A 22,790-nucleotide genomic window follows, 5' to 3' on the forward strand; every position below is an offset into this window, starting at 1 on the left:
AAGCCGAGCGCGGATTCCGCTTTCCCAGACTGCCCATCGCAACAGGAGAACGACATGGCAGACCCGATGCGCGTACGCGCCACCGAGAACGGCGGCGTGGTCGACGTCAAGATTCTGATGAAACACGATATGGAGACCGGCCAGCGTAAGGACGCATCCGGCAAGACCATCCCGGCCTGGCACATCCAGACCGTCAGCGCCCAGTGCAAGGGCAAGGAGGTCTTCCATGCGAACTTCGGCCCGGCGGTGTCCAAGGACCCGTTCCTGAACTTCAAGTTCAAGGGCGGCGCCAAGGGCGACAAGGTCACGGTGACCTGGGTCGACAACCGCGGCGACAAGCGAACCGACGAGGCGACCATTTCCTGATGCCGGGGCGGCCGGCACGTTGCGGGCCGCTCTGGTAAGGTGCCCGCTTCGGTAGCCGGGTCGGCGGCCGCGCACGAGGCGCGGCGGACACGGCGGAAGGAAGATCATGCGTCGAGCATTCTTTGCAAAGGCCGCCGCCGCGCTGGCGGCGGTCGGACTCGGAAGCCGGGCCGCGGCCCAGACCGCGGCCGCTCCCCGGAGCGGGGGCGGACGCCACCGCGTGGTGTACCAGCTGTCGGAAGGCAACGACCAGGCGGTGCGCGCGATCGGCAATCTGCGCAACCATCTGGCGGGCGCGCCCAATACCAAGATCGTCGTGGTCGCGCTGGGCTATGGCGTGGATTTCCTGGTCGAGGGCGCCCGCGATGCGCGCGGCAACACCTTCGATGCCGCGGTCGGCGCGCTGGCCGGCATGGGCGTCGAGTTCCGCGTCTGCCGCAACACGCTGACCGCGCGCCAGATTCCCGAGAACAAGCTGCTGCTCGAAACGAAGATCGTGCAGGCGGGCGTGGTCGAGATCGCTAGGCTGCAGCAGGACGAAGGCTACGCCTATATCAAGCCGTAGCGGGATGTGTGGCGCCACGTGCGGCACCATTCGCGCGTCGAACGATTGGCGCATAGAACAACAGCGGCCCGCCTGGTCGGCGAGACCGAGAGGAGAAACCCCATGAGACCGAATCGACGCCGCTTTGGCTGGCCCGCGCTGGCCGTCGCCGGCGCCGTCGCGCTGACCGGCGCGATGGCCGTGCAGGCGCAGGGCGAAAGCAATACCACCGACGAAATCGCCAAGTACCGGCAGATGCTGGCCGAGGGCAATCCCGCCGAGCTGTGGGAAGCCGCCGGCGAGGAGCTGTGGAAGAAGCCGGCCGGGCCGAAGAACGTATCGCTCGAGCGCTGCGACCTCGGCAAGGGCCCCGGTGTGACCAAGGGCGCCTACGCCGAGCTGCCGCGCTACTTCGCCGACGCCGGCAAGGTGATGGACCTGGAGCAGCGGCTGGTGTGGTGCCGCACGACGCTGCAGGGGCTGACCGAGCAGCAGGCCAAGGCGACGCCGTTCTCGTCCTCGGGCAAGCGTTCCGACATCGAGCGGCTGGTGGCCTTCGTCACCGGCGAGTCGCGCGGCGTCAAGATGAACGTCAAGCTCGACCATCCCGAAGAAAAGCAGGTCTACGCGCTCGGCCAGAAGATGTTCTATTACCGCGGCGGCGCCTACGACTTCGCCTGCGCGACCTGCCATGCGGTCGACGGCCAGCGCATCCGCCTGCAGGACCTGCCCAACCTGCTGACCGACAAGGGCGCCCAGGCGGCCTACACCACCTGGCCGGCCTACCGCGTGTCCCAGGGCGAGGTCCGCACGATGCAGCACCGGCTCTACGACTGCCTGCGCCAGCAGCGCTTCCCCGAGCCCGCCTACGGCTCCGATGTGATCACCGCGCTCACGATGTTCCTGGCGCGCAATGCCAACGGCGGCACCTATGACGGCCCCGGCCTGAAGCGCTGAACCAGGGGGAGAGCACGAACATGATCCAGAAAAAACAATCGCGGCTGGGCATCACCGCTGCCGCCGTGGCGGTCGGCGGCGCGCTCGCGATGCTGGCGGCGCCGGCAATGGCGCAGGACGGCGCCGCCTCGAAGGGCAAGGCCGCGTCGAAGGCAGCGGCCAATATTCCGCCGGTTTCCGACGGCGACATGAAACGCCTGATTGCCAACTCGTTCAGCTCGAAAGGTCCGGCCACGCTGCAGGGCGTGCTGGAGCGCGACGAGATGCAGCAGCTGTGCAGCGATTACCCCGACCGGAGCAAGGTGCCGGCCCCGGTAGCCAAGAAAATCGAGGCCGCCGAACAGCAGAAGATTCGCTATCCGGCCGACAACCGCTGGCTCGGCGACTGGAAGGAAGGCGAGAAGGTGGCGCAGCTCGGCCGCGGCATGCAGTTCTCCGACCCGCCCGGCGGCGTCAATGGCGGCAACTGCTATGCCTGCCACCAGATGACCAAGGCCGAGATCTCGTTCGGCAATATCGGCCCGTCGCTGTATCAGTACGGCAAGCTGCGCGGCAACTCCGAGGCGGTGCTCAAGTACACCTGGGGCAAGATCTGGGACTCGAACGCCTTCGCCGCGTGCTCCAACATGCCGCGCTTCGGCCATAAGGGCATCCTGACCGAGCAGCAGATCCGCGACGTGATGGCGCTACTGCTGGACCCGGCCTCGCCGGTCAACCAGTAAGGGGCGGGCGATGCGGGCCGCGGCGGTGGTGACGGTCGGCTGGAGGGAGAGGCTGCATGGCGCGATGCTAGCCGCCGCGGCGGCCCTGGCACTGACAGTTGCCACGCCCGCCGCCGCGCTGGAAGTCGGCGACACCGTGCGGCTGCCGGCGGTGCAGCTGCTCGACGGCCGCACCGTGCCGCCCGAGCACTGGGCCGGCAAGCCGCTGGTGGTGCAAATCTGGGCCTCGTGGTGCCCGTTCTGCGCGCTGCAGAACCCGCGCCTGCAGAAGCTCTACGACAGTACGCGCGGCACGCCGCTGCAGGTGCTGACCATCAGCATCGACAAGGACCAGAAGGATGCCGTCGGCTATCTGCGCCAGCGCGGCTATACCTTTCCCGCGGCGATGGACACGCCGGCGCTGCGCGCCGCGATCGGTCCACGCAAGGGCCTGCCCGAGCTGTACGTGATCGACGCAAAGGGCAAGGTCGTCCAGAAGGAAGTCGGCGAGATGCTGGAGGAGGAGGTCGCCGCGCTGGCGAAGTACGCCAAGCCTTGACGCTGCGGCAACGCGGCCTGTGCCCGGTGTCGCACCGGACGGCACGGCCGCCATCGAGAGGAAGACGACAATGAACCGACGCGAGTTCCTGCAGGTGCTGGCCATCGCCAGCGCCGCGGGCATGGCTTTTCCCACGCGCGACGCGCACGCGGCCCAGGCCGCGGCGAAGCTGTACGACGTGCCGCGCTTCGGCAACGTGCACCTGCTGCATTTCACCGACTGCCATGCGCAACTGCTGCCGGTCCATTTCCGCGAGCCCAGCGTCAACCTGGGCATCGGCGACTATGCCGGCAAGCCGCCGCACCTGGTTGGCCAGGCGCTGCTGAAGCACTACAAGATCGCGCGGGGCAGCGCGCAGGCGCACGCCTTCACCTACCTGGATTTCACCGAGGCCGCGCGCCGCTACGGCAAGGTCGGCGGCTTCGCCCATCTGGCCACGCTGGTCAAGCAACTGAAGGCGAGCCGCCCCGGCGCGCTGCTGCTCGACGGCGGTGACACCTGGCAGGGCTCGGCGACCGCGCTGTGGACGCGCGGCCAGGACATGGTCGACGCCGCGCTGGCGCTCGGCGTCGATGCGATGACCCCGCACTGGGAAATGACGCTGGGCGCGGAACGCGTGCGCGAGGTGGTCGATCGCGACTTCAAGGGCAAGGTCGCCTTCCTGGCGCAGAACGTCAAGACCAAGGACTTCGAGGACCCGGTCTTCGAGGCCTACACGCTGCGCGAGATGAACGGCGTGCCGGTCGCCATCATCGGCCAGGCCTTCCCCTATACGCCGATCGCCAACCCGGGCTACCTGGTGCCGGACTGGACCTTCGGCATCCAGGAAGAGAACCTGCAGCGCATCATCGACGAGGCCCGCGCCAAGGGCGCGCAGGCGGTAGTGCTGCTGTCGCACAACGGCATGGACGTCGATCTGAAGCTCGCCTCGCGCGTGCGCGGACTCGACGCGATCCTCGGCGGCCACACCCATGACGGCGTGCCGGCGCCGGTCCGCGTGCGCAACGCCGGCGGCACCACGCTGGTCACGAACGCCGGCTCGAACGGCAAGTTCCTCGGCGTGCTCGACTTCGACGTGCGCAGCGGCAAGGTTGCAGACTTCCGCTACCGGCTGCTGCCGGTGTTCGCCGACTACCTGCCGGCCGATCCGGCGATGGAGGCGCTGATCCGCAAGGTCCGCGCGCCCTACGAGCAGAAGCTCGGCGAGGTGCTGGCGGTCAACAAGGAACTGCTGTACCGCCGCGGCAACTTCAACGGCACCTTCGACCAGCTGATCCTGGACGGGCTGATGGACGTGCAGGGCGCCGAAATCGCGTTCTCGCCCGGCTTCCGTTGGGGCACCACGCTGCTGCCCGGCGAGGGCATCACGATGGAAAGGCTGATGGACCAGACCGCGATCACCTATCCGTACACCACGGTGACGCAGATGAGCGGCGAGACCATCAAGACCGTGCTGGAAGACGTGGCCGACAACCTGTTCAATCCCGACCCCTACTACCAGCAGGGCGGTGACATGGTCCGCGTCGGCGGCCTGCAGTACACCATCGACCCGGCCGCCCCGATGGGCAAGCGCATCACCGAGATGCGCCTGAAGGGCAAGCCGATCGAGGCCGGCAAGACCTACAAGGTCGCCGGCTGGGCCCCGGTCGCCGAGGAAGCCCGCCAGAATGGCGGCCCGCCCATCTGGGACCTGATGGCCGGCTGGCTGCGCCAGCGCAAGGAAGTGGCCGCCGCGCCGCTGAACCTGCCGTCGGTCAAGGGGATGGGCGGCAACCCCGGCATGGCGGCGTGAAATCTGAGGCGCCGGCTGCGCCGCCCCGGCTTGAAATCGCCGGGAAGCTCACGCTATAATCGCCCGCTACGGGCCGATAGCTCAGCTGGGAGAGCGCTGCGTTCGCAATGCAGAGGTCGGGAGTTCGATCCTCCTTCGGTCCACCAAAATTCAAAGGCCAGAGCGTGCGCTCTGGCCTTTTTGCATTTGGGATGGCGGTCACCGGGTACGCGAAAACCTAAACTGCGCTGCGGCGTTGAAGTCGACGCTGTGGGATAGGCATGGTCATATTCGGGCGATGGAACGAGACCATCTCCAGCAGCCCGCGTCGGTGCTCCTGCCATACCCAGAACAAAACCCGCCAAGGTTATGCGCACATACGTACCCTCGAACCGGCGGGTTACTTTTTTATGCGTGGATGCCTGGCAGGCCGAGAGTGGGTGTACTGGTCTTGCCGCCCACGGGCAAGCCTCGTTTCGTTTGTTTCGATTGTTCGTTTATTTCGTTTATACTGGCTCGTACTGAACCGGAGAACGAAATGGCCACGAACACCACCCCCGCAACTCCTCTGCCTTCTCCCGAAGAAGCCGTACTGGCGCGGGAATCGGGGCGTACCCTCTCCGCCGTCCTGGCCACGCGGGCCGAAACGCAGCGGATCCAGATCATCGATGACAAGGGATCGTCGCATGCCGTACGGCTCCCGGTGTCCGCTCTTCGATTGCTGATCGATGTGCTGACGGAGATCGGCGAGGGCAACGCGGTCAGCATCATCCCGATCCACGCCGAATTAACCACGCAGGAGGCCGCCGATGTGCTGAACGTTTCCCGGCCGTTCCTCGTTCAATTGCTCGAGCGCGGGGAGATTCCGTTTCACAGGGTGGGCACGCATCGGCGGGTCCGCTACCAGGATGTGCTCGACTACAAGGAACGCATCGACGCGCAGCGCCGGCGTTCTTTGGAGGACCTGGCCGAGCAGGCTCAGAAACTGAACATGGGGTATGAATGAGTTCGCACTTCACCGTCGTGTACGACGCCTGCGTCCTCTATTCGGCACCGCTGCGCGACTTCCTGATGTGGTTGGCGATGACCGACCTGTTCCGGGCGCGCTGGACCAACCTGATACACGACGAGTGGATGCGCGCTGTCCTGCGCGACCGTCCCCACCTGAGCGGGGAAGTTCTGGAGCGAACACGCGAGCTGATGAACGCCAATGTACGAGACTGCCTCGTGTCCAACTTCCAGCATCTGATTCCCTCCATCAGCGTGCCGGATGCCAATGACAGGCATGTCGTCGCGGCGGCCATCCAGGCTGGCGCCAGCTTGATCGTCACGTTCAACCTGAAAGATTTCCCTGCCGCGAGCCTGCAGCCTTACCAGCTTTGCGCGCAGCATCCGGACGACTTCATCTTCGACCTGCTCGACCTCCATCCCTCTCTGGTCTGCCAGGCTGCGGCGAATCATCGGCGCTCTTTGAGAAATCCGCCAAAGAGTGCCGATGAGTACCTCGATGTCCTGCTCAGGCAAGGCCTGACACAAACGGTAGGTGTACTGCGGCAGTGGAAGATGGCACTTTGAGGCCGCCCAGACTCTTCCGGGGAAACAGGTTCATCGCATCTGCCGCGCCGACGCTGTTGGCGCGCTTGCCCCCAGACGTAGACGCGGGTACGGCAGATCCGGTCCGACCGGTGGCCGAAGAACGGGATGAAGAAACACATGACGATGGCGGCGGCCATCACGCCGGCCATCACGCCGGTCAGCGCTTCGGTGCGGCTGAGTTTGTTTCCACGCGCTGATTTCCACGTCCGCTTATCTCCGATGCCGTCCATGGCACGTCGACTATACTTTTCCCATTGGAGGACAAGCGATGAAAGCCACTGTCAGGACCACGGTCAAGCTGATCCGCAACGATCCCGAGAGCGACAAGGCGCTGCGCGAATTCATTGCCACCGGGAAGCTGAACTCCACCAGGACGTTCAAGATCCGGGACGCCGCCAAGGGCGTTGAGCGTGAGGTCAAGCTGAAGCTGATTCCCGCGCAGGGCTGACCTTGAACATCGCGCTGCCCGCGATCCTGCTGTTTTTCCTGGTCGCGCCGGGCTTTCTTTACCACCACTACAGTCAAGCCAGAGAGGCGCGCGAAGCCGACATGACGCCCTTCGGGGCGACGGCCATCAAGTCCATCGTGCTGGCGCTGATCGTGGATGCCGCGGTCGGGCTCGCCGCCACCGAATATTTCGGCTACCAGCTTTATCTCGGCGACGCCTTGCGCATGCTGTCAGGCGGTACTGCGGCGGCCAGCGTCCCGCCGCACCGCTATGAATGGCTGAATGAACATCCATGGCCGGTGTTCGGTTACTTTGCGGGGACGTTCGGGCTTGCCTTCGCGCTGGCCATGCTGCGCCGGTGGCTGGTCGGCCGATTTCACCTGGACCATCCGAACAGCTGGGCGAGCGGTTTTTTTCCGCCAGCAGGCGCCCTGGTACTACCTCTTCAGCGGCATCGATTCGGGCATCAGCGACGGCGCGATGGTGGTCGTCAGCGCCGTCGTACCAATGAAGGACCAGTCGTATCTCTACACCGGCCTGCTGGAGGATTTCGAGTTCAAGAGCGATGGGGAACTGGAGCGGATCATCCTGTCGGCCGCGTCCCGCCGCAAATTGACCGACGACCGGGGACGCGGCCTGGAGGAGCACGGGCGCTTCTATCCCATCGAGGGCAATCGGCTGGTGATCCGGTCCACCGAGTGGACGACCTTGAACGTCAAGTTCCTGGTCGAAGAAAAGGCCGAAGCCTCGGCTCCGGCCCTGGCCGACGATTAACGTTTAACGCATCGGCCTGGCAGGCGCCGCGGCCACCCCTGACGCCTCGCGTACCTCACCGGTCCCCGACGACCGCCCAATCAACGCGGCCGACACCGCCGACACCAGCCCGGCAAACATCACGTAGGCACAGATCTGCCACGGCTTGCCCTCGCCCGACTTCAGCAGCGCGGTGGCGATGATCGGTGTGATGCCCGACGCGAAGATGCCGGAGAACTGGTAGACGAAGGAGATGCCGGTATAGCGGACCTTGGCGTCGAACAGCTCGCAGAACAGCGCCGCCTCGGGGCCGTAGACCGCGGCGTAGAAGACGCCGAACGGCACGATGATGGCCAGCCACAGCAGCATCACGTTGCCGCCGCCGTTGAGCATCAGCCAGAACGCCGGGAAGGCCGAGCACGCGGTGATCAGCGATCCCCAGAAGTAGACGCGGGTGCGGCCGATGCGGTCCGACAGGTGGCCGAAGAACGGGATGAAGAAACACATGACGATGGCGGCGGCCATCACGCCGGTCAGCGCCTCGGTGCGGCTGATCTTGACGGTCTGCGTCAGATAGCTGATCGAGAACACGCCGAAGACGTTGAAGAACACGCCGTCGATATAGCGCGCGCCCATGCCCTTCAGGATATTGCCGGGGTAGCGCCGCATCATGTCGACGAACGGAATGCGCGTCTCGGCATTGCGCTGCTTGACCGCGGTGAACTCGGGCGTCTCCTTGATCGACAGCCGGATATACATGCCGACGAACACCATGCCGGCCGAGATCAGGAAGGCCACGCGCCAGCCCCAGCTGAGGAACTGCGCGTCGGTCAGCGTCAGCGACAGCAGTGCCACCACGCCCGAGGCCAGGCACAGGCCGATCGACAGCCCGATCTGCGGCAGCGAGGCATAGAAGCCCTTGCGGCCCGGCGGGGCGTATTCGTAGGCCATCAGCACCGCGCCGCCCCATTCGCCGCCGAGCCCGATGCCCTGCAGCACGCGCAGCAACAGCAGCAGGATCGGCGCCCACAGCCCGATGCTGTCGTAGGTGGGCACCAGGCCGATCAGGAAGGTCGAGATGCCCATGATCATCAGCGTGATCACCAGCATGCTCTTGCGGCCGACGCGATCGCCGAAGTGGCCGAAGATGACGCCGCCGAGCGGCCGCGTGACGAAGCCCACCGCAAAGGTGGTGTAGGCCAGCATGGTGGCGACCACCGGATCGCCGGCCGGGAAATACAGCTTGTTGAACACGATGCCGGCGACGACGCCGTACAGGAAGAAGTCGTACCACTCGATGGTGGCGCCGATCACCGCGGCCATCGCGACCTTGCGTACCGCCTGCTCGTTGGGGCTTGCCATGCTTGTCTCCTTTGGATGGACGGCGCCCTTGGTCGAATGAGTATGCGGGCGCTCGCGCTACTGGGGCTCGGCCTTCGGTTGCGCAGCGAACCGAGCCCGGGTTCGCTGCGATATGCGTTGGCGGCGCGATGGCGGGCCGGGGTCAGACCGGCTCGGTGATGCGGCGCTCGGGTTGGCGCTCGGGTTGGCGCTCGGTCCCGGCCTCAGCCTGGCGCCCGGTATCGCCTTCGGCTTGATGCTCCGGCTCGCGTTCGACCCGGGCGGAACCGGCCGCCGCCGCGCCGACGATCTCGCTGACGGTCTCCGCGCGCGCGTCCTCGCGAATGAAGTCCGCCGCGCGCTCGGCCATCATCACGACCGGCACATTGGTATTGCCCGACACCAGCGTCGGCATCACCGAGCAATCGACCACGCGCAGGCCCGCCACGCCATGCACGCGCAGCCGCTCATCGACCACGGCGAGCGGATCGCTGGCCGGGCCCATCCTGGCGGTGCCGGACGGATGGAAGATGGTGGCCCCGTACTCGCGGCAGAAATGCAGGATCTCGTCGTCCGACTGCACCGCGTCGCCGGGCCGGAATTCGGCCTGCATCAGCGTGCGCATCGGCTCGGTCTGCGCCACGCGGCGCGCGAAGCGGACCGAGGCGATCGCGCTGCGCCGGTCCAGCTCAGCCGACAGATAGTTGGGCTGCATCGACGGCGGCGTAAACGGATCGGTCGAGCGGATCCGCACCGTGCCGCGCGATTCGGGCCGCAGCTGGCAGACCGAATAGGTGCAGCCCGAGAACGGATGGACCTGGCCCCCCGCCATGTCGGCCGACAGCGTGGCGAAGTGGAACTGCGTGTCTGGCGTCGCACTTTCCTGAGGCAGCACGCGGCAGAACATCGCGCCCTGGTTGATGCCGATCGCCAGCGGCCCTTGCCGCCACAACAGCCATTCGAGCCCCATGCGGGCCTTGCCGAACAGCGAGCGCAACTGGTCGTTGGTGGTGATCGGCCGCGCCACCTGGTAGATCAGCCGGATCTGCAGATGGTCCTGCAGGTTTTCGCCGACGCCCGGCAGCGCGTGCACCACCGGCACGCCGAATTCGCGCAGCAGGGCCGATGGACCGATACCGGACAGTTGCAACAGCTGCGGCGACTGCAGTGCGCCCGCGCACAGCAACACTTCGCGGCGCGCGCGCAGCACCTGCTGGCGGCCGTTCTGCATATAGCGCACCCCGACCGCGCGCCGCCCTTCGAACAGGATCGCGGTCGTATGCGCGCCGGTCTCGATGCGCAGATTGGAACGCGACTGCGCCGGCCGCAGATAGGCCACCGCGGTCGAGCAGCGCCAGCCCTTGCGCGTGGTCAGCTGGTAGTAGCCGACGCCTTCCTGGTCGCCGGTATTGAAATCGGCCTTGTGCGGCAGGCCGAGCGACTGGCCGGCTTCGATGAAGGCATCGACCAGCGGATGGCGCCGATCGATCGAGGTCGCGTTCAGCGGCCCATCGGTGCCACGCGTCGGGCCGGGGCCCAGGTCGTTGTTCTCGAGCTTGCGGAAGTAGGGCAGGCAGTCGTCCCAGCTCCAGCCGCGATTGCCGAGCGCGGCCCAGTGGTCGTAGTCCTCGCGTTGCCCGCGCACGTAGATCAGGCCGTTGATCGCGCTGCTGCCGCCCAGCGTGCGGCCGCGCGGCCAATAAATGCGCCGGTTCAGCATGTTGGGGTCGGGGTCGGTATGGAAGCCCCAGTTGACCTCCTTGTGGAACATCGTCTTGCCGTAGCCGATGGGGATGTGGATCCACGGATAGCGGTCCGGCGGTCCGGCCTCGAGCAGGCACACCGCGTGGCGGCCATCCTCGCTGAGCCGGTTGGCCAGCACGCAGCCGGCCGAGCCGGCGCCCACCACGATGTAGTCAACGGTTTGCGACATCGTCGCTGTCTCCTGGTCGGGTGTTGCGGGCAGGGTTTGTCCGGGGCGGATTGGCCGCGGGGCCAGCCAGCAACGTTCTTATAATGGAACGACTTGTCCCGATTTTATTTGTCGAGCCGGAAATGAAAAGGCAATACGCGTGGAGGCGCGGAAAGTGAAACAGAACGTGCAAATTCCGTTTCAGAATCGCAGCGCAGCAGACAATGCGGCGGACTCGCGGGCGGCCGACGAGGATGCGCGCAGCCTGCGCGTGCTGATGGTGCTCGATGCGCTCGCGCGAGCGCAGCATCCGCAGACCTTGGCACAACTGTCGCAGCGCCTGCACGTGCCGAAGACCACGCTGATGCGGCTGCTGGCGGCGATGGAGGGTGCCGGCTTCGTGCTGCAGATGCCGGCCGAGCGCGGCTTCGTGCCGGGGCCTCGGGCCGCGGGACTGGCGCTGCAGACCTTGCGCAGCCCGCCGGTGCTGCGCGAATGCCGCGCGATCCTGGGACGGCTGGTGGCCGCGCTAGGGGAGACTTGCAACCTGACCGCACTGGACGGCGATCGCGTGCTCTATGTCGAACGTGTCGAGACCCACGAGCCGCTGCGGCTGCAGCTGTCGCCGGGCATTCACGTGCCGTTGCACTGCACGGCCAGCGGCAAGCTGTTCCTGTCGGCGATGAGCCGGCTCGAACGGCAGCAGACGCTGCAGCGGCTGGTGCTGACGCGAAATACGCCGCGCACGCTGGCCGATCTGTCGCTGCTGGAGGCCGAACTGGATCGGCTCGGCGCGCGCGGCATCGGCGTCGACAACGAGGAATTCGTGCGCGGCATGACCGCAGTGGCGGTACCGGTGCGCGAACTGGCAGCGGAGGCGAACGGCACGGCGGCCACGGCCGCCCGTCCGGTGCTGGCCGCGATCGCCTGCCACGCGCCGACCGCGCGCGTGCCGCTGGAAGGGCTGTTGCGCGCGGTGCCGGTGCTGCAGGAAGCCGCGCAGCAGATGGCGCGTGTGCTGCGCGCCGAATGACGAAAGCCGAATGACGAAAGCCGAATGACCGGCGCCGAGGGAAAACGAACGGCTACGCGGAACCCTGGCGCGGCACCCACACCGTGAAGGTCGTCCCTGCCCCCTCGCGCGACACCACCTCGATATCGCCGCCATGCAACATCGCCAGCTCGCGCGCGATATGCAGGCCCAACCCGAGCCCTTCCGATTCCGTCGCGGAGCGCCCCGAGCGGAACGCGTCGAACAGATGCGGCAGCAGATCGGCCGGGATGGTGCCGCCGTTGCTGACCGCCACGGTCACGCGCGCGTCCCCGCCTTCGATCCGCACGCGCACCGGCACCGCGGTGTCGCCATGCTGCAGCGCGTTGCCGATCAGATTGGCCAGCACCTGCGACAGCAGACCCGGGTCCACCGTCGCGACCGTGTCGCCGATGCGTTCCAGCAGCAGCCGGCCCTTGCCGTGCCGGCTCTCGTGTTCGTCGACGATCGCCGCGCACAGCGCATGCAGGTCCTCGCGCTGCAGCGCCGGTTGCATGCGGCCACCGTGCAGCCGCGCGACATCGAGCAGCTGATCGACCATCCGCACCATGCGCGTGCCGCTGCGGCGGATGCGCTCGACCGCCGGCGCGGCCCTGTCGTCGTGGCAGAAGCGCTCCAGGAAGGAGGTCGAGGCCAGGATCGCCGACAGCGGCGTGCGCAGGTCGTGCGCCAGCACCGCCATCAGCATCTCGTTGGCCTTCAGCAGCCGCTGCGTGGTGGCCAGCTGCTCGGCGAGCTGCTGCTTCTGCCGCGCCAGCTGCACGAACACGTCGACTTTGGCGGCCAGGATGTTGGCGTCGAGCGGCTTGTAGAGGAAGTCGACGGCGCCGGTCGCATAGCCCTTGAAGGTGCGCTGGCTGTCGTAGCCGGCCGCGGTCAGGAACAGGATCGGGATATGGTTGGTCCGGGTGCTGCCGCGCATCAGCTCGGCCAGCTCGAAGCCGTCCATGCCCGGCATGTGCACGTCGAGAATGGCCAGGCCAAACTCGTGCTCCAGCAGCAGGTCCAGCGCCTGCGGGCCCGAGTTGGCGTGCACCAGTTCGACATCGGGCCGCGCCAGCACGGCGTCCAGCGCGGTCAGATTGCTGGCGATGTCGTCGACGGTCAGGATCTTGATGGGATCGGACATGGCAAGGTTCAGTGGACGGCAAGCCGAAGCCGGCTGCCGATCGCTTCCAGGGTCAGCACCTCGTCGACCGCGCCGCGCGCGATCGCCTCCGCCGGCATCGTCTCGGCCGACGCGGTATCCGGGGCCTGCACCCAGGTTCGTCCGCCGCAGTGGCGGATGGTCTCGAGCCCGCGTGCGCCGTCATCGTTGGCGCCGCTGAGCAGGATGCCGAGCAGCGCCTCGCGCCAGGCGTGCGCGGCGGAATCGAACAGCACGTCGATCGACGGACGCGAGAAGCGCTCGGGCGGATCGACCGACAGCGCGAGCCGTACACCCCGTGCCGGCCCGCCGCCGTGCCCGCCGTCGCGTTCGACCAGCAGGTGGTAGTCGGGCGGGGCCAGGTACAGATGGCCGTGCCGCACCGGCATCTTGTCCTCGGCCTCGCATACCGGCAGCGCGCAGCGCAGCGAGAACAGCTGCGGCAGCAGGCTCGGCGTATCGGGCCGCAGATGCAGCACCACGATCAGCGCCGGACGAAAGGCCGCGGGCAGCATCGGCAGCAGCACGTTCAGCGCCTCGATGCCGCCGGCCGATCCGCCGATGACGACGGCCTCGGGCGATGGATTCAGGTCCGCGCGCGGCGCGTACGGTGCGTCGTTCATGCGGCGCTCATCGTTTGCGGTACAGCCGGTCCGAAGGCACCACGGCCTCGAAGGCCTCGGCGTGCGCGCTGAACTGCAACGTCTCCTTGCTGCCCAGGCCCAGAAAGCCGTGGCGCACCAGCGCGTCGCGGAACAGCCCGAGCGCGCGGTCCTGCAGCGTGCGGTCGAAGTAGATCAGCACGTTGCGGCACGAGATCAGCTGCGCTTCCTGGAACACGCTGTCGGTCGCCAGGCTGTGGTCGGCGAACACCGCGCGCGAAACCAGGCCGGCGTCGAACTTCGCCTTGCCATAGGCGGCGTGATAGTAGTCCCCCAGCGAATGCCGGCCGCCCGCGGCCAGGTAGTTGCGGCCGAAGCCCCGCAGCCGCCCGGCGTCGTAGACCCCGGCGCGCGCCTCGGCCAGCGCCGCCGGATTGATGTCGGTTGCATAGAACGTGGTGCGCTCGTGCAGGCCCTCTTCGGCGAACAGGATCGCCAGCGACCACAGTTCCTCGCCGCTGCTGCAGCCGGCCACCCATACCGTGATCGACGGGTAGGTCTTGAGCACCGGCGCCACCTGCTCCCGGATCGCGCGGAAGTACGACGGGTCGCGGAACATCTCGCTGACCTGCACCGTCAGGTACTGGAACAGCCGGCCGAACAGCGCCGGATCGCGCAGCATGCGGTCCTGCAGCTGCGACAGCGTGTCGAGCTTCAGGTCGCGCAGCGCCTGCGACAGCCGGCGGCGCAGCGAGGCGCGCGAATAGCCGCGGAAATCGTGCTGGTACTTGCGGAAGATCCCCTCGAGCAGCAGTTCGAGCTCGATGTCGAAGTCGTCGGCGGGCACGGCCGCGAAGGCATCGTCGGCCGGCGCCGATCCGGACAAAGGCGCGGACGAACGCGTGGACGACGGCGCGGACGACGGCGCGGGGGGAGGGGTCAGCGTGCGTGCAGCCATACCCGGCACAGCGAAAGCAGCTTGTCGATATCGATCGGCTTGGCGATGTAGTCGTTGGCGCCGGCCAGCAGGCAGGCCTCGCGGTCGGACGACATCGCCTTGGCGGTCAGCGCGATGATCGGCAGCCGCGCATGGCGGCCATCCTGGCGGATGTGCCGCATCGCGGTCAGCCCGTCCATCTCCGGCATCATGATGTCCATCAGCACCAGGTCGATATCGTCGCGGCCATCGAGGATTTCAAGGGCCTGGCGGCCGTTGCGCGCGATCTCGACCTGCGCGCCGAGCGGTTCGATGACCTTGGACAGCGCGAAGATATTGCGCGCGTCGTCCTCCACCAGCAGCAGCCTGCGGCCCTCGAAGGCATCGTCGCGGCTGCGCACCGCGCGCAGCATGCGCTGGTGTTCGGGCGGCAGCGCCGATTCCACGCTGTGCAGGAACAGCGTGACCTCGTCGAGCAGCCGCTCGGGCGAACGCGCGCCCTTGATGATGATCGACTTGGAATGGCGGCGCAGCTGCTGCTCGTCCTCGGCCGACAGCTGCCGGCCGGTGTAGACGATCACTGGTGGCATCGAATACGAGGAATCGGCCGCCATCTGCTCGAGCAGGTCGTGGCCCGAGCCGTCCGGCAGCGCCAGGTCCATCACCACGCAATCGAAGCGGCGTTCCGACAGCCGCGCCAGCGCCGCCGACACGGTGTCGGCGGTGACGATGTCGATATCGGCCGATTGCAGCAGCGCGCGGATGCTGTCGCGCAGCGTCGCGTCGTCCTCGACCACCAGCACCGTGCGCATGCCTCCGCGCGCCATGCGCGCCTCCAGCTCGCGGATCACGCTCGCGAGATCGTCGCGGCCGCTCGGCTTGAGCGTGTAGCCGATCGCGCCGCGATGCAGCGCGGCTTCGGCATGGTCGCTGATCGACACCAGATGGGTCGGGATATGGCGCGTCGCCGGGTCGCGCTTGAGCCAGTCGAGCAGCGTCAGTCCCGAATGGTCGGGCAGCGCGACATCGAGCAGGATGCCGCAGGGCTGGTATTCGCGGGCCAGCTCCAGACCCTGCTGGGCGGTGGTCGCGTGCAGGCAGTCGAAGTCCAGTTCGTGGGCCAGGTCGTAGAGGATCTGCGCGAACGCGACGTCGTCCTCGATCGCCAGGATCAGGCGGTTGCCGCGCGAGCGCCGGTCACGGTCGTCGTCGATCGGCGCCGGGCCCAGCATCGTATGCAGCGGCGGCGCGCTGATCGTGATCGGCGGCGCGGTGGGCGCGGTCTGCGGCTGCCTGGCGCCGCCGGTGGCGTGGGCGGGCGCGGCATGGTCGGCGACCGCGTCGGGGACGGGCGCCGGCTGCGGCGAGCTGAGCGCCTCGGTCACGTCGATGCCACCGTCGGCCGCGACCTGCGCCGCCGCTTCGAGCACCGCGGCCGGGGCCGGCGGCACCGACGACACCGCCGCCGCGGGCGCGGCGGGGCCGACGAATTCAAGCGGCAACGTCAGCGTGAAGGTGCTGCCCGAGCCCGGCACGCTGTCGACCGTCAGCGTGCCGTTGAGCAGTTGCGCGAGCTGTCGCGAGATCGACAGCCCGAGGCCGGTGCCGCCATAGCGTCGGCTGGTGGTGCCGTCGGCCTGCTGGAAGGCCTCGAAGATGATGGCCTGCTTGTCGCGCGCAATGCCGATGCCGGTATCGCGCACCGCGAAGCGCACCCCGTCCTCGCCATCGCGCATGACCGACAGCGCCACCTCGCCGCGCTCGGTGAACTTGAACGCGTTGGACAGCAGGTTGCGCAGGATCTGCTGCAGCCGCACGCTGTCGGTCACCAGCGTCGCCGGCAGGCCGGGCGCGCGTTCGATGCGGAACTGCACGGACTTCTGCGCGGCGATCGGCGCGAAGCCTTGCGCGAGTCCGCCGACCACCGCCTCGATATCGACCGGTTCGGGCTGCACGGTCAGATGGCCGGCCTCGATCTTGGACAGGTCGAGGATGTCGTTGATCAGGTTGAGCAGGTCGGTGTTGGCCGAATGGATGGTGGCGGCATAGCGCACCTGCTCCGGCGTCATGTTGCCTTCCTTGTTGTCCTGCAGCAGCTTGGCCAGGATCAGCGCGCTGTTCAGCGGCGTGCGCAGTTCGTGCGACATGTTGGCCAGGAACTCGGACTTGTACTGGTTGGCGCGCTCCAGTGCCCGCGCGCCGGCGGCTAGCTCGGCCTGGTACTGCAGCAGGTCGCGCTTCTGTGCCTCCAGCAGCTGGGTGTGCTCCTCGAGCTGGACGTTGCTCTGCTCGAGCTCGGCCTGCTGCGTCTCCAGCCGCGCCTGCGATTCCATCAGCGCACGGCCGCGCTCTTCCAGTTCCTCGTTGGAGACGCGCAGTTCTTCCTGCTGGACCTGCAGTTCCTCGGCCTGGCGCTGGGTCTGCGCCAGCAGCGTCTCCAGCCGCGCGCGATACGCCGAGGCGGTCAGCGCCACGCCGGCCGCCTCGGCAATGCGGCCGATCAGTTCGACGGTATCGTCCAGCTTCGGCTGCGCGCTGGCGAACGCCAGCTCCACCACGCCGACCACATGGCCGTCCGAGGTCAGCGGCGCGGCCACGACCGCCTGCGGCACGTCGCGCCCCAGCGCCGAAGCGATGCGCAGATAGTGCGAAGACAGGCCGCGCGCCAGCAGCGGCCGGTTCTCGCTGGCGGCCTGCCCGGCCAGCGTCTCGCCGAGCGCCAGGCTCTCGGGCGTGTCGGCCGGCGCCGCCCAGCCCGCCAGCCGCTTCAGGCCGCCGTTCTCGAGTCCGTACACCACGCCGGCCTGGGCCTGTGCCAGCGGCACCAGCGCGCGCAGCAGCGCGGTGCCGACCTCTGCTGGGGTATCGAGCCCGCGCGTCTGCTGGACCACGCGGACCTGGCCTTCCTGCAGCCAGACGAAGCGCCGCATCTGCACCTGGCTGGCGACGTAGCGATAGATTGCCGCGGCGAGGAACCACATCACCACGGCGCCGCACAGACGGTTGATCAGGCCGATGGTCGGATCGCCGCCTTCCGGCGAGAAGATATAGCCGGCGGCGATCAGCAGCGTCGCGCCCGCAGCCGTCCACAGCGGCATCGTCGGACGGTCGACGAACACGCACAGGCAGATCGGCAGTAGATAGAAGATCCATTCGGCGACGCCGAGCGGCGTCAGCAGGTCCGCGAACAGCAGCGCGGCGAGCAGCAGCGGAATGACGAGCGTACGCAGCAGATCGCTGCGCGCAAGGGTTTGGGGCATGGGCGACCGGGTGGAATGGGAAGGAGGCGGGGGCCCCGGCGCAAAAGCCGCCCGGTGCCTGCGCATGACGCCCCATGCTACCGGCCCGAGTGACGTAAAAAAATCAGACAAAATCCGACATGCCGGCCATGCTGGAAGCGCAACCGGCTATGGCAGTATGGCGCGATGGCGGCGCCACCCGCGGCCCGCCGCGCCTTGCCGATCGTCCATCCTCACAGGAGCCAGAACCATGCCGAGTTTCGATCGCCGTACCGTTGCAGGCCAGCCGCCGCAGGGAGGCCGCTGAGATGGCCGGTGCCAGCCTGCTCGCGCTGCTCGACGATATTTCGACGATCCTCGACGACGTCGCCACGATGAGCAAGGTCGCCGCGCGCAAGACCGCGGGCGTGCTTGGCGATGACCTCGCGCTGAACGCGCAACAGGTGACCGGCCTGAAGGCCGAGCGCGAGCTGCCGGTGGTCTGGGCGGTGGCGCTCGGTTCGCTGCGCAACAAGGTGATCCTGGTGCCGGCGGCGCTGGCCATCAGCGCCTTCGCGCCCTGGGCGGTCACGCCACTGCTGATGATCGGCGGCGCCTTCCTCTGCTACGAGGGCTTCGAGAAGCTCGCCCATCGCTTCCTGCCCGGCCACGCCGAGCCGACCGAGCGCGCCAGGGAGGCGGTCGAGCGCGCCGCGCTGCGGCAGGCGGCGTCCAATCCCGCGGTCGACCTGGTCGCGCTGGAAAAGGAAAAGATCAAGGGGGCGGTCCGCACCGACTTCATCCTGTCGGCCGAGATCATCGTGATCTCGCTGGGCACGGTGGCCAACGCGCCGTTCGGCACCCGGCTGGCGGTGCTGACCGCAATCGCCCTGCTGATGACGGTCGGCGTCTACGGGCTGGTGGCCGGCATCGTCAAGCTCGACGACGCCGGCCTCTATCTGAGCGAGCGCGGCAATGGCTTCGCGCGCCGCGTCGGCGACGGCCTGCTGCGGCTGGCGCCGATGCTGATGAAGACGCTGTCGGTCGCCGGTACCGTCGCGATGTTCCTGGTCGGGGGCGGCATCCTGGTCCACGGGCTGCCGTGGGCGCACCATCTGGAAGAGAGCGCCGCGCAATGGCTGGGCGCGATCCCTGGCGTCGGGCCCTTCCTGTCCTGGCTGGGACCGCTGCTGATCAATCTGGTTGGCGGCGTGATCGCCGGTGCCATCGTGCTGGCCGGCGTGATGCTGGTGCAGCGGGGCCGGCGGGCGTTGCGGCCGAGTTCGCACTGAATGCTGCAGGGTTGGCAATGGCGCCCCTTGGGGATAACTCCGGGGACAACCCTGTGCCCGTCCTGTGCGCCGCACGAGGGACAAGCGCTGGGAAGACTGTGAGGCGCCTGTGGACGGCGGACGGACAAGTCCGGCGCGTCCCGAACCCATTTCCGCGGGGGTGTCGGGTTATCCCGTATACGTCGGGGTTTTCCCTGAGAGTTGTCCAGCCTGCCAGAGCTTGTGCCACAAGGGCGCGGCGCCCTTATCCACTGCCGAGGGCGCCGTTTACCTACTACTACTATCTACGTATACGTAAACAATCTTTAAAGACCATGGAGCACCGTTGCGCAGGGCGGAGGCTGGACGTGCGTTTTCGCACGTTATGCAGGTGATGCACGTTACGAACGTAGCCGCAGCAGCCCCGGATACGGCCACGGCGGCCGTCGGTTAACGCGGCACCTGGAAGGCTGCCCGCTTACGCTGCGCTTCCTCGCGCGCCCAGCAACCCTGCTGGTGGTCGTTGACCATCCCCATCGCCTGCATCAGCGCATACATCGTGGTGGGGCCGACGAAGCGCCAGCCCCGTTTCTTCAGGTCCCTGGACAGCGCGGTCGCCTCGGGGCAGGTCGTCATCGTGCGCAGTACCTCGGGCGTCAGCACGGCCGGCCGGCTCTTCGGATCCGGCTCGTAGCGCCACAGATAGGCGGCCAGCGACGATTCGGTCTCGAGCAGTTCGAGCGCGCGCTGGGCGTTGTTGATCGCCGCCTCGATCTTGCCGCGGTGGCGCACGATGCCGGCATCGCCGAGCAGCCGCTCGATGTCGCGCTCGCCGAAGCGCGCCACCTTCTCGACATCGAAGTTGGCGAACGCCTTGCGGAAGGCCTCGCGCTTGCGCAGGATCGTCAGCCAGCTCAGGCCCGCCTGGAAGCCCTCGAGGCACAGCTTCTCGAACAGCCGGCGGTCGTCGTCGACCGGATACCCCCACTCGTTGTCGTGGTAGTGGCAATAGTCCTCGAGCGTGCCGCACCAGCCGCAGCGGGGCAGCGGCGTGACGGGCGCCGGTCCGGCCTGCTTCGGTCTGGTGGTGGCGGGCATGGTGGTCATTGTCTCTCCGTCGTCTCGGTAGTCTGGGTTGTCTCGAGGGCTTTGATCAGCCGGGGCTGGCGACCCGGCAGGCAAGCCGCCATGTTAGTGCCACTTCGCCCCCGCTGGCAGGGACAACGCCGCAACGCTGAATTTCAAAATATTTGACCGACCCGTCCGCAACGCTTCACGCCCGGGCGGTGGGGATTTGTCAAACTTGGCTCGTATTCCATGAACACACGATGCCAAAGGACTCCCCATGCTGCCCGCGCTCTATGTCTCCCACGGTTCGCCGATGCTGGCGATCGAACCCGGGCCGGTCGGCCCGGCGTTCGATGCGCTGGGCGAGCGGCTGCGCGCCGAGCAGCCGCGCGCGGTGCTGGTGATCTCGGCGCACTGGATCTACAGCACGCTGGCCGTGACCACCGCCGAGCGGCAGCAGGCATGGCATGACTTCGGCGGCTTCCCGCCGGAGCTCTATGCGCTGCGCTACGACGCGCCCGGTTCTCCCGCGCTGGCGGGGCGCGTCAAGGCGCTGATCGAGGCCGCCGGCATCCCGGGCGCGGGCTTCGTCGCGCTGGACGAAGCGCGGCCGCTCGATCACGGCGCCTGGCTGCCGATGCGGTATTTCTTCCCGAAAGCCGACCTGCCGGTGGTGCAGCTGGCGCTGAACCCCTATCTGGACCCGGCCGTGCAGATCGAGGTCGGCCGCGCGCTGGCGCAGTTGCGGGACGAGGGCGTGCTGGTGGTCGGCTCCGGCAGCTTCACGCATAACCTGAGGGAAGTGTTTCGCGAGGAACGGCCCAGCCAGCATGGTGTCGACGCCGAGCCCTATGTCGAGGCGTTTCGCGGCTGGATGGTCCAGGCGCTGGACGAAGCGCTGCGCACCGGCGATACCGCGCGCATCTCGCGCTACCGCAGCGAGGCGCCGCATGCGCGCCGGGCTCATCCGACCGACGAGCATCTGCTGCCGTTCTTCGTCGCGCTGGGCGCCGCGCTCGGGCCCGCCGCAGGGGCCGCCGGCGCGCCCGTGCCCTCCAAGGCGGCCGAGGCGGCCCAGGCGGCCAACGTCACCAAGGGCGCCAAGGTGGAGCGTGCCACCGATGCGGTGACCTACGGCGTGCTGGCAATGGATACCTTCGTCTTCGAAGGCATGGGCGCGTCGACCGCGACGTGAGTACTCAGGGGGCCGGCTACGCGCCCGCCGGCGGCGCCCCCAGCATGCCGCGCCGGCGCAGCGCATAGGCGAACGCGCCCAGCGCCGCCAGCCCCAGCAACACCATCACCCACAGCATCAGCCAATAGCCGCCGGCCGCGCTCCACATCAGCGCGCCGAGCCACGGGGCGATCGCCTGCATCAGCAGCACCGGCGTCATCATCAGCCCGTTCAGCGTCGCATAGTGGTGCCGCGAGATCAGCTCGGGCATCGCCATCGCGCGCAGCATCGTGTTGATGCCGTTGGCGCAGCCGTACAGCACCGCGGCCAGCATCAGCCATCTGCCGTGGCCCAGCGCCAGCGTCAGCAGGCCCAGGCACATCACCAGATAGACCGGCATCGCGATCCGCACCGGCTGCCGCGATGGCATGCGTGCCATCGCCAGCCGGCCGATCACCTGTGCCGGCCCGATCAGCGCCGCCACCATCAGCTGCTCGCCGACCGGCAGGCCCTTCTCGTTGAGCATCGGGATCAGGTGCGCGCCCAGCAGCGAAGCCACCACCGCCAGCGCGGTGAAGGCCAGCACCACCGACCAGAACACCGGATCGCGCAGCGCCAGCGTGGCGATGCCGGGCGAGCCGGCGCCCAGCGGCGCGACCGGCTGCACGCTGGCATAGGTCGGATTCGGCTTGAAGCGCAACCTGGCATGCAGCGGCGCGCAGACCAGCAGGTTCAGCGCGGCGAAGATCAGCAGCGTGCCGCGCCAGCCGATATGCAACACCAGCCATTGCGCCAGCGGAATGAAGATGGTGCTGGCGAAGCCCGCCACCAGCGTGACGATGACGATCGACTTCTGGTAGCCGTCGCCGTAGGCCTGGCGCAGCACGACGAACGCCGGCTCGTACAGCGTGGTGGCCATCGCCAGGCCGAGCGGCACCCACATCAGCAGGAATAGCGTCGGGTTCGGCGACCACGCCCACAGCAGCAGTCCCAGTCCGGCCAGCACCGAACCGGTACCCATGACCCAGCGGGCCGGTGCGCGGTCGAGCAGCCGGCCGACCGCGAACGAGCACAGCGCCCACACCAGCAGCCCCAGCGAATAGCCGCCCGCCAGGAACGGCTTGCCGTAGCCGAGCGATTGGCTCATCGGTTCGATGAAGACCGTGAAGGTGAAGTACAGCGTGCCCCACGAAATGGTCTCGGTCAGGCCGAGCACCCAGGCCAGATGTCGGGGTGGTTCGGACCTGGGGGCGGGGTGGGGCTGTGGTTCGGTGGGTTCCGTGGGGTCGGCGGCGTTCGCCGCAGCGGGGGCGGAGCCGGCGGTGTCCGGGCGGGGGCCGGAGGAGAGGTCGGGTGTCGTCATGGCATGCGCCG

21 protein-coding genes and 1 tRNA gene are annotated in these 22,790 nt (G+C 67.9%); 14 read left to right on the top strand and 8 right to left on the bottom strand.

Annotation, left to right across the window (positions count from 1 at the left end):
- The first annotated feature begins 54 nt into the window (after positions 1-54).
- From soxZ to M1D55_RS10225, 11 genes are all read left to right on the top strand, one after another.
- On the top strand, positions 55-366 hold the full coding sequence (gene soxZ / locus M1D55_RS10175) for a thiosulfate oxidation carrier complex protein SoxZ (protein WP_006577471.1): 312 nt from the start codon (positions 55-57) through the stop codon (positions 364-366).
- 106 nt (positions 367-472) lie between these two features.
- On the top strand, positions 473-931 hold the full coding sequence (locus M1D55_RS10180) for a DsrE family protein (RefSeq protein WP_053822785.1): 459 nt from the start codon (positions 473-475) through the stop codon (positions 929-931).
- Between the two features lie 102 nt (positions 932-1,033).
- On the top strand, positions 1,034-1,867 hold the full coding sequence (gene soxA / locus M1D55_RS10185) for a sulfur oxidation c-type cytochrome SoxA (protein ID WP_006577469.1): 834 nt from the start codon (positions 1,034-1,036) through the stop codon (positions 1,865-1,867).
- Positions 1,868-1,887: 20 nt separating this feature from the next.
- Positions 1,888-2,589 (top strand): sulfur oxidation c-type cytochrome SoxX, encoded by a 702-nt coding sequence (gene soxX, locus M1D55_RS10190; protein ID WP_456282127.1) that lies wholly within the window; start codon positions 1,888-1,890, stop codon positions 2,587-2,589.
- A 64-nt stretch (positions 2,590-2,653) separates the two neighbouring features.
- On the top strand, positions 2,654-3,127 hold the full coding sequence (locus tag M1D55_RS10195) for a TlpA disulfide reductase family protein (RefSeq protein ID WP_456282689.1): 474 nt from the start codon (positions 2,654-2,656) through the stop codon (positions 3,125-3,127).
- A 70-nt stretch (positions 3,128-3,197) separates the two neighbouring features.
- Entirely contained in the window at positions 3,198-4,919 is a 1,722-nt protein-coding gene (gene soxB, locus M1D55_RS10200; RefSeq protein WP_456282128.1) for a thiosulfohydrolase SoxB, read from the top strand.
- A 70-nt stretch (positions 4,920-4,989) separates the two neighbouring features.
- Positions 4,990-5,065 (top strand) — tRNA-Ala (locus M1D55_RS10205).
- A 371-nt stretch (positions 5,066-5,436) separates the two neighbouring features.
- Positions 5,437-5,904 carry a helix-turn-helix domain-containing protein gene (locus M1D55_RS10210; protein WP_006577466.1) on the top strand — a complete coding sequence of 156 codons (468 nt, stop codon included), beginning with the start codon at positions 5,437-5,439 and terminating at the stop codon, positions 5,902-5,904.
- The gene (locus tag M1D55_RS10215) at positions 5,901-6,473 is read left to right on the top strand and encodes a PIN domain-containing protein (protein WP_456282129.1); all 573 of its coding nucleotides are present in this window, start codon (positions 5,901-5,903) and stop codon (positions 6,471-6,473) included. The genes M1D55_RS10210 and M1D55_RS10215 overlap by 4 nt, the downstream gene beginning before the upstream one ends.
- A gap of 289 nt (positions 6,474-6,762) precedes the next feature.
- Positions 6,763-6,942: a hypothetical protein gene (locus M1D55_RS10220; protein WP_023265082.1), complete on the top strand. Its 180-nt coding sequence runs from the start codon at positions 6,763-6,765 to the stop codon at positions 6,940-6,942.
- Between the two features lie 282 nt (positions 6,943-7,224).
- On the top strand, positions 7,225-7,716 hold the full coding sequence (locus M1D55_RS10225; RefSeq protein ID WP_456282130.1) for a hypothetical protein: 492 nt from the start codon (positions 7,225-7,227) through the stop codon (positions 7,714-7,716).
- A 3-nt stretch (positions 7,717-7,719) separates the two neighbouring features.
- Here M1D55_RS10225 and M1D55_RS10230 read toward each other — a convergent pair whose 3' ends face one another.
- Together M1D55_RS10230 and M1D55_RS10235 are read right to left on the bottom strand one after the other, a co-directional pair.
- Positions 7,720-9,057, bottom strand: a complete 1,338-nt coding sequence (locus M1D55_RS10230) for an MFS transporter (RefSeq protein ID WP_064574648.1) — start codon at positions 9,055-9,057, stop codon at positions 7,720-7,722.
- Positions 9,058-9,199: 142 nt separating this feature from the next.
- Positions 9,200-10,969, bottom strand: a complete 1,770-nt coding sequence (locus M1D55_RS10235; protein ID WP_456282131.1) for a GMC family oxidoreductase — start codon at positions 10,967-10,969, stop codon at positions 9,200-9,202.
- Between the two features lie 154 nt (positions 10,970-11,123).
- Here M1D55_RS10235 and M1D55_RS10240 point away from each other — a divergent pair, with 154 nt between their 5' ends.
- Entirely contained in the window at positions 11,124-11,981 is an 858-nt protein-coding gene (locus tag M1D55_RS10240; RefSeq protein ID WP_006579233.1) for an IclR family transcriptional regulator, read from the top strand.
- A gap of 52 nt (positions 11,982-12,033) precedes the next feature.
- On the opposite strand, the gene M1D55_RS10245 is transcribed toward M1D55_RS10240, so the two are convergent.
- The 4 genes from M1D55_RS10245 to M1D55_RS10260 are packed head-to-tail and all read right to left on the bottom strand — an operon-like array spanning position 12,034 to position 17,945.
- Entirely contained in the window at positions 12,034-13,128 is a 1,095-nt protein-coding gene (locus tag M1D55_RS10245; RefSeq protein ID WP_456282132.1) for a hybrid sensor histidine kinase/response regulator, read from the bottom strand.
- A gap of 8 nt (positions 13,129-13,136) precedes the next feature.
- Positions 13,137-13,769: a chemotaxis protein CheB gene (locus M1D55_RS10250; protein ID WP_006579231.1), complete on the bottom strand. Its 633-nt coding sequence runs from the start codon at positions 13,767-13,769 to the stop codon at positions 13,137-13,139.
- Between the two features lie 7 nt (positions 13,770-13,776).
- A complete protein-coding gene (locus M1D55_RS10255) occupies positions 13,777-14,706 on the bottom strand; it encodes a CheR family methyltransferase (RefSeq protein ID WP_082928388.1) in 930 nt (309 codons plus the stop codon).
- Entirely contained in the window at positions 14,688-17,945 is a 3,258-nt protein-coding gene (locus tag M1D55_RS10260; protein ID WP_456282133.1) for a response regulator, read from the bottom strand. The genes M1D55_RS10255 and M1D55_RS10260 overlap by 19 nt, the downstream gene beginning before the upstream one ends.
- A 287-nt stretch (positions 17,946-18,232) precedes the next feature.
- On the opposite strand from M1D55_RS10260, the gene M1D55_RS10265 reads away from it, so the two are divergent.
- Positions 18,233-19,195 carry a DUF808 domain-containing protein gene (locus M1D55_RS10265; protein WP_023263445.1) on the top strand — a complete coding sequence of 321 codons (963 nt, stop codon included), beginning with the start codon at positions 18,233-18,235 and terminating at the stop codon, positions 19,193-19,195.
- Between the two features lie 429 nt (positions 19,196-19,624).
- Here the strand turns inward: M1D55_RS10265 and M1D55_RS10270 are convergent, their stop codons facing one another.
- Entirely contained in the window at positions 19,625-20,272 is a 648-nt protein-coding gene (locus M1D55_RS10270; RefSeq protein ID WP_043437051.1) for a DNA-3-methyladenine glycosylase I, read from the bottom strand.
- Positions 20,273-20,519: 247 nt separating this feature from the next.
- Here M1D55_RS10270 and M1D55_RS10275 point away from each other — a divergent pair, with 247 nt between their 5' ends.
- Entirely contained in the window at positions 20,520-21,437 is a 918-nt protein-coding gene (locus M1D55_RS10275; protein WP_456282134.1) for a dioxygenase family protein, read from the top strand.
- A 16-nt stretch (positions 21,438-21,453) separates the two neighbouring features.
- On the opposite strand, the gene M1D55_RS10280 is transcribed toward M1D55_RS10275, so the two are convergent.
- Positions 21,454-22,779 (bottom strand): MFS transporter, encoded by a 1,326-nt coding sequence (locus tag M1D55_RS10280; RefSeq protein ID WP_456282135.1) that lies wholly within the window; start codon positions 22,777-22,779, stop codon positions 21,454-21,456.
- Positions 22,780-22,790 lie beyond the last annotated feature (11 nt).

It is taken from the genome of Cupriavidus sp. JZ107 (genome assembly GCF_053903255.1).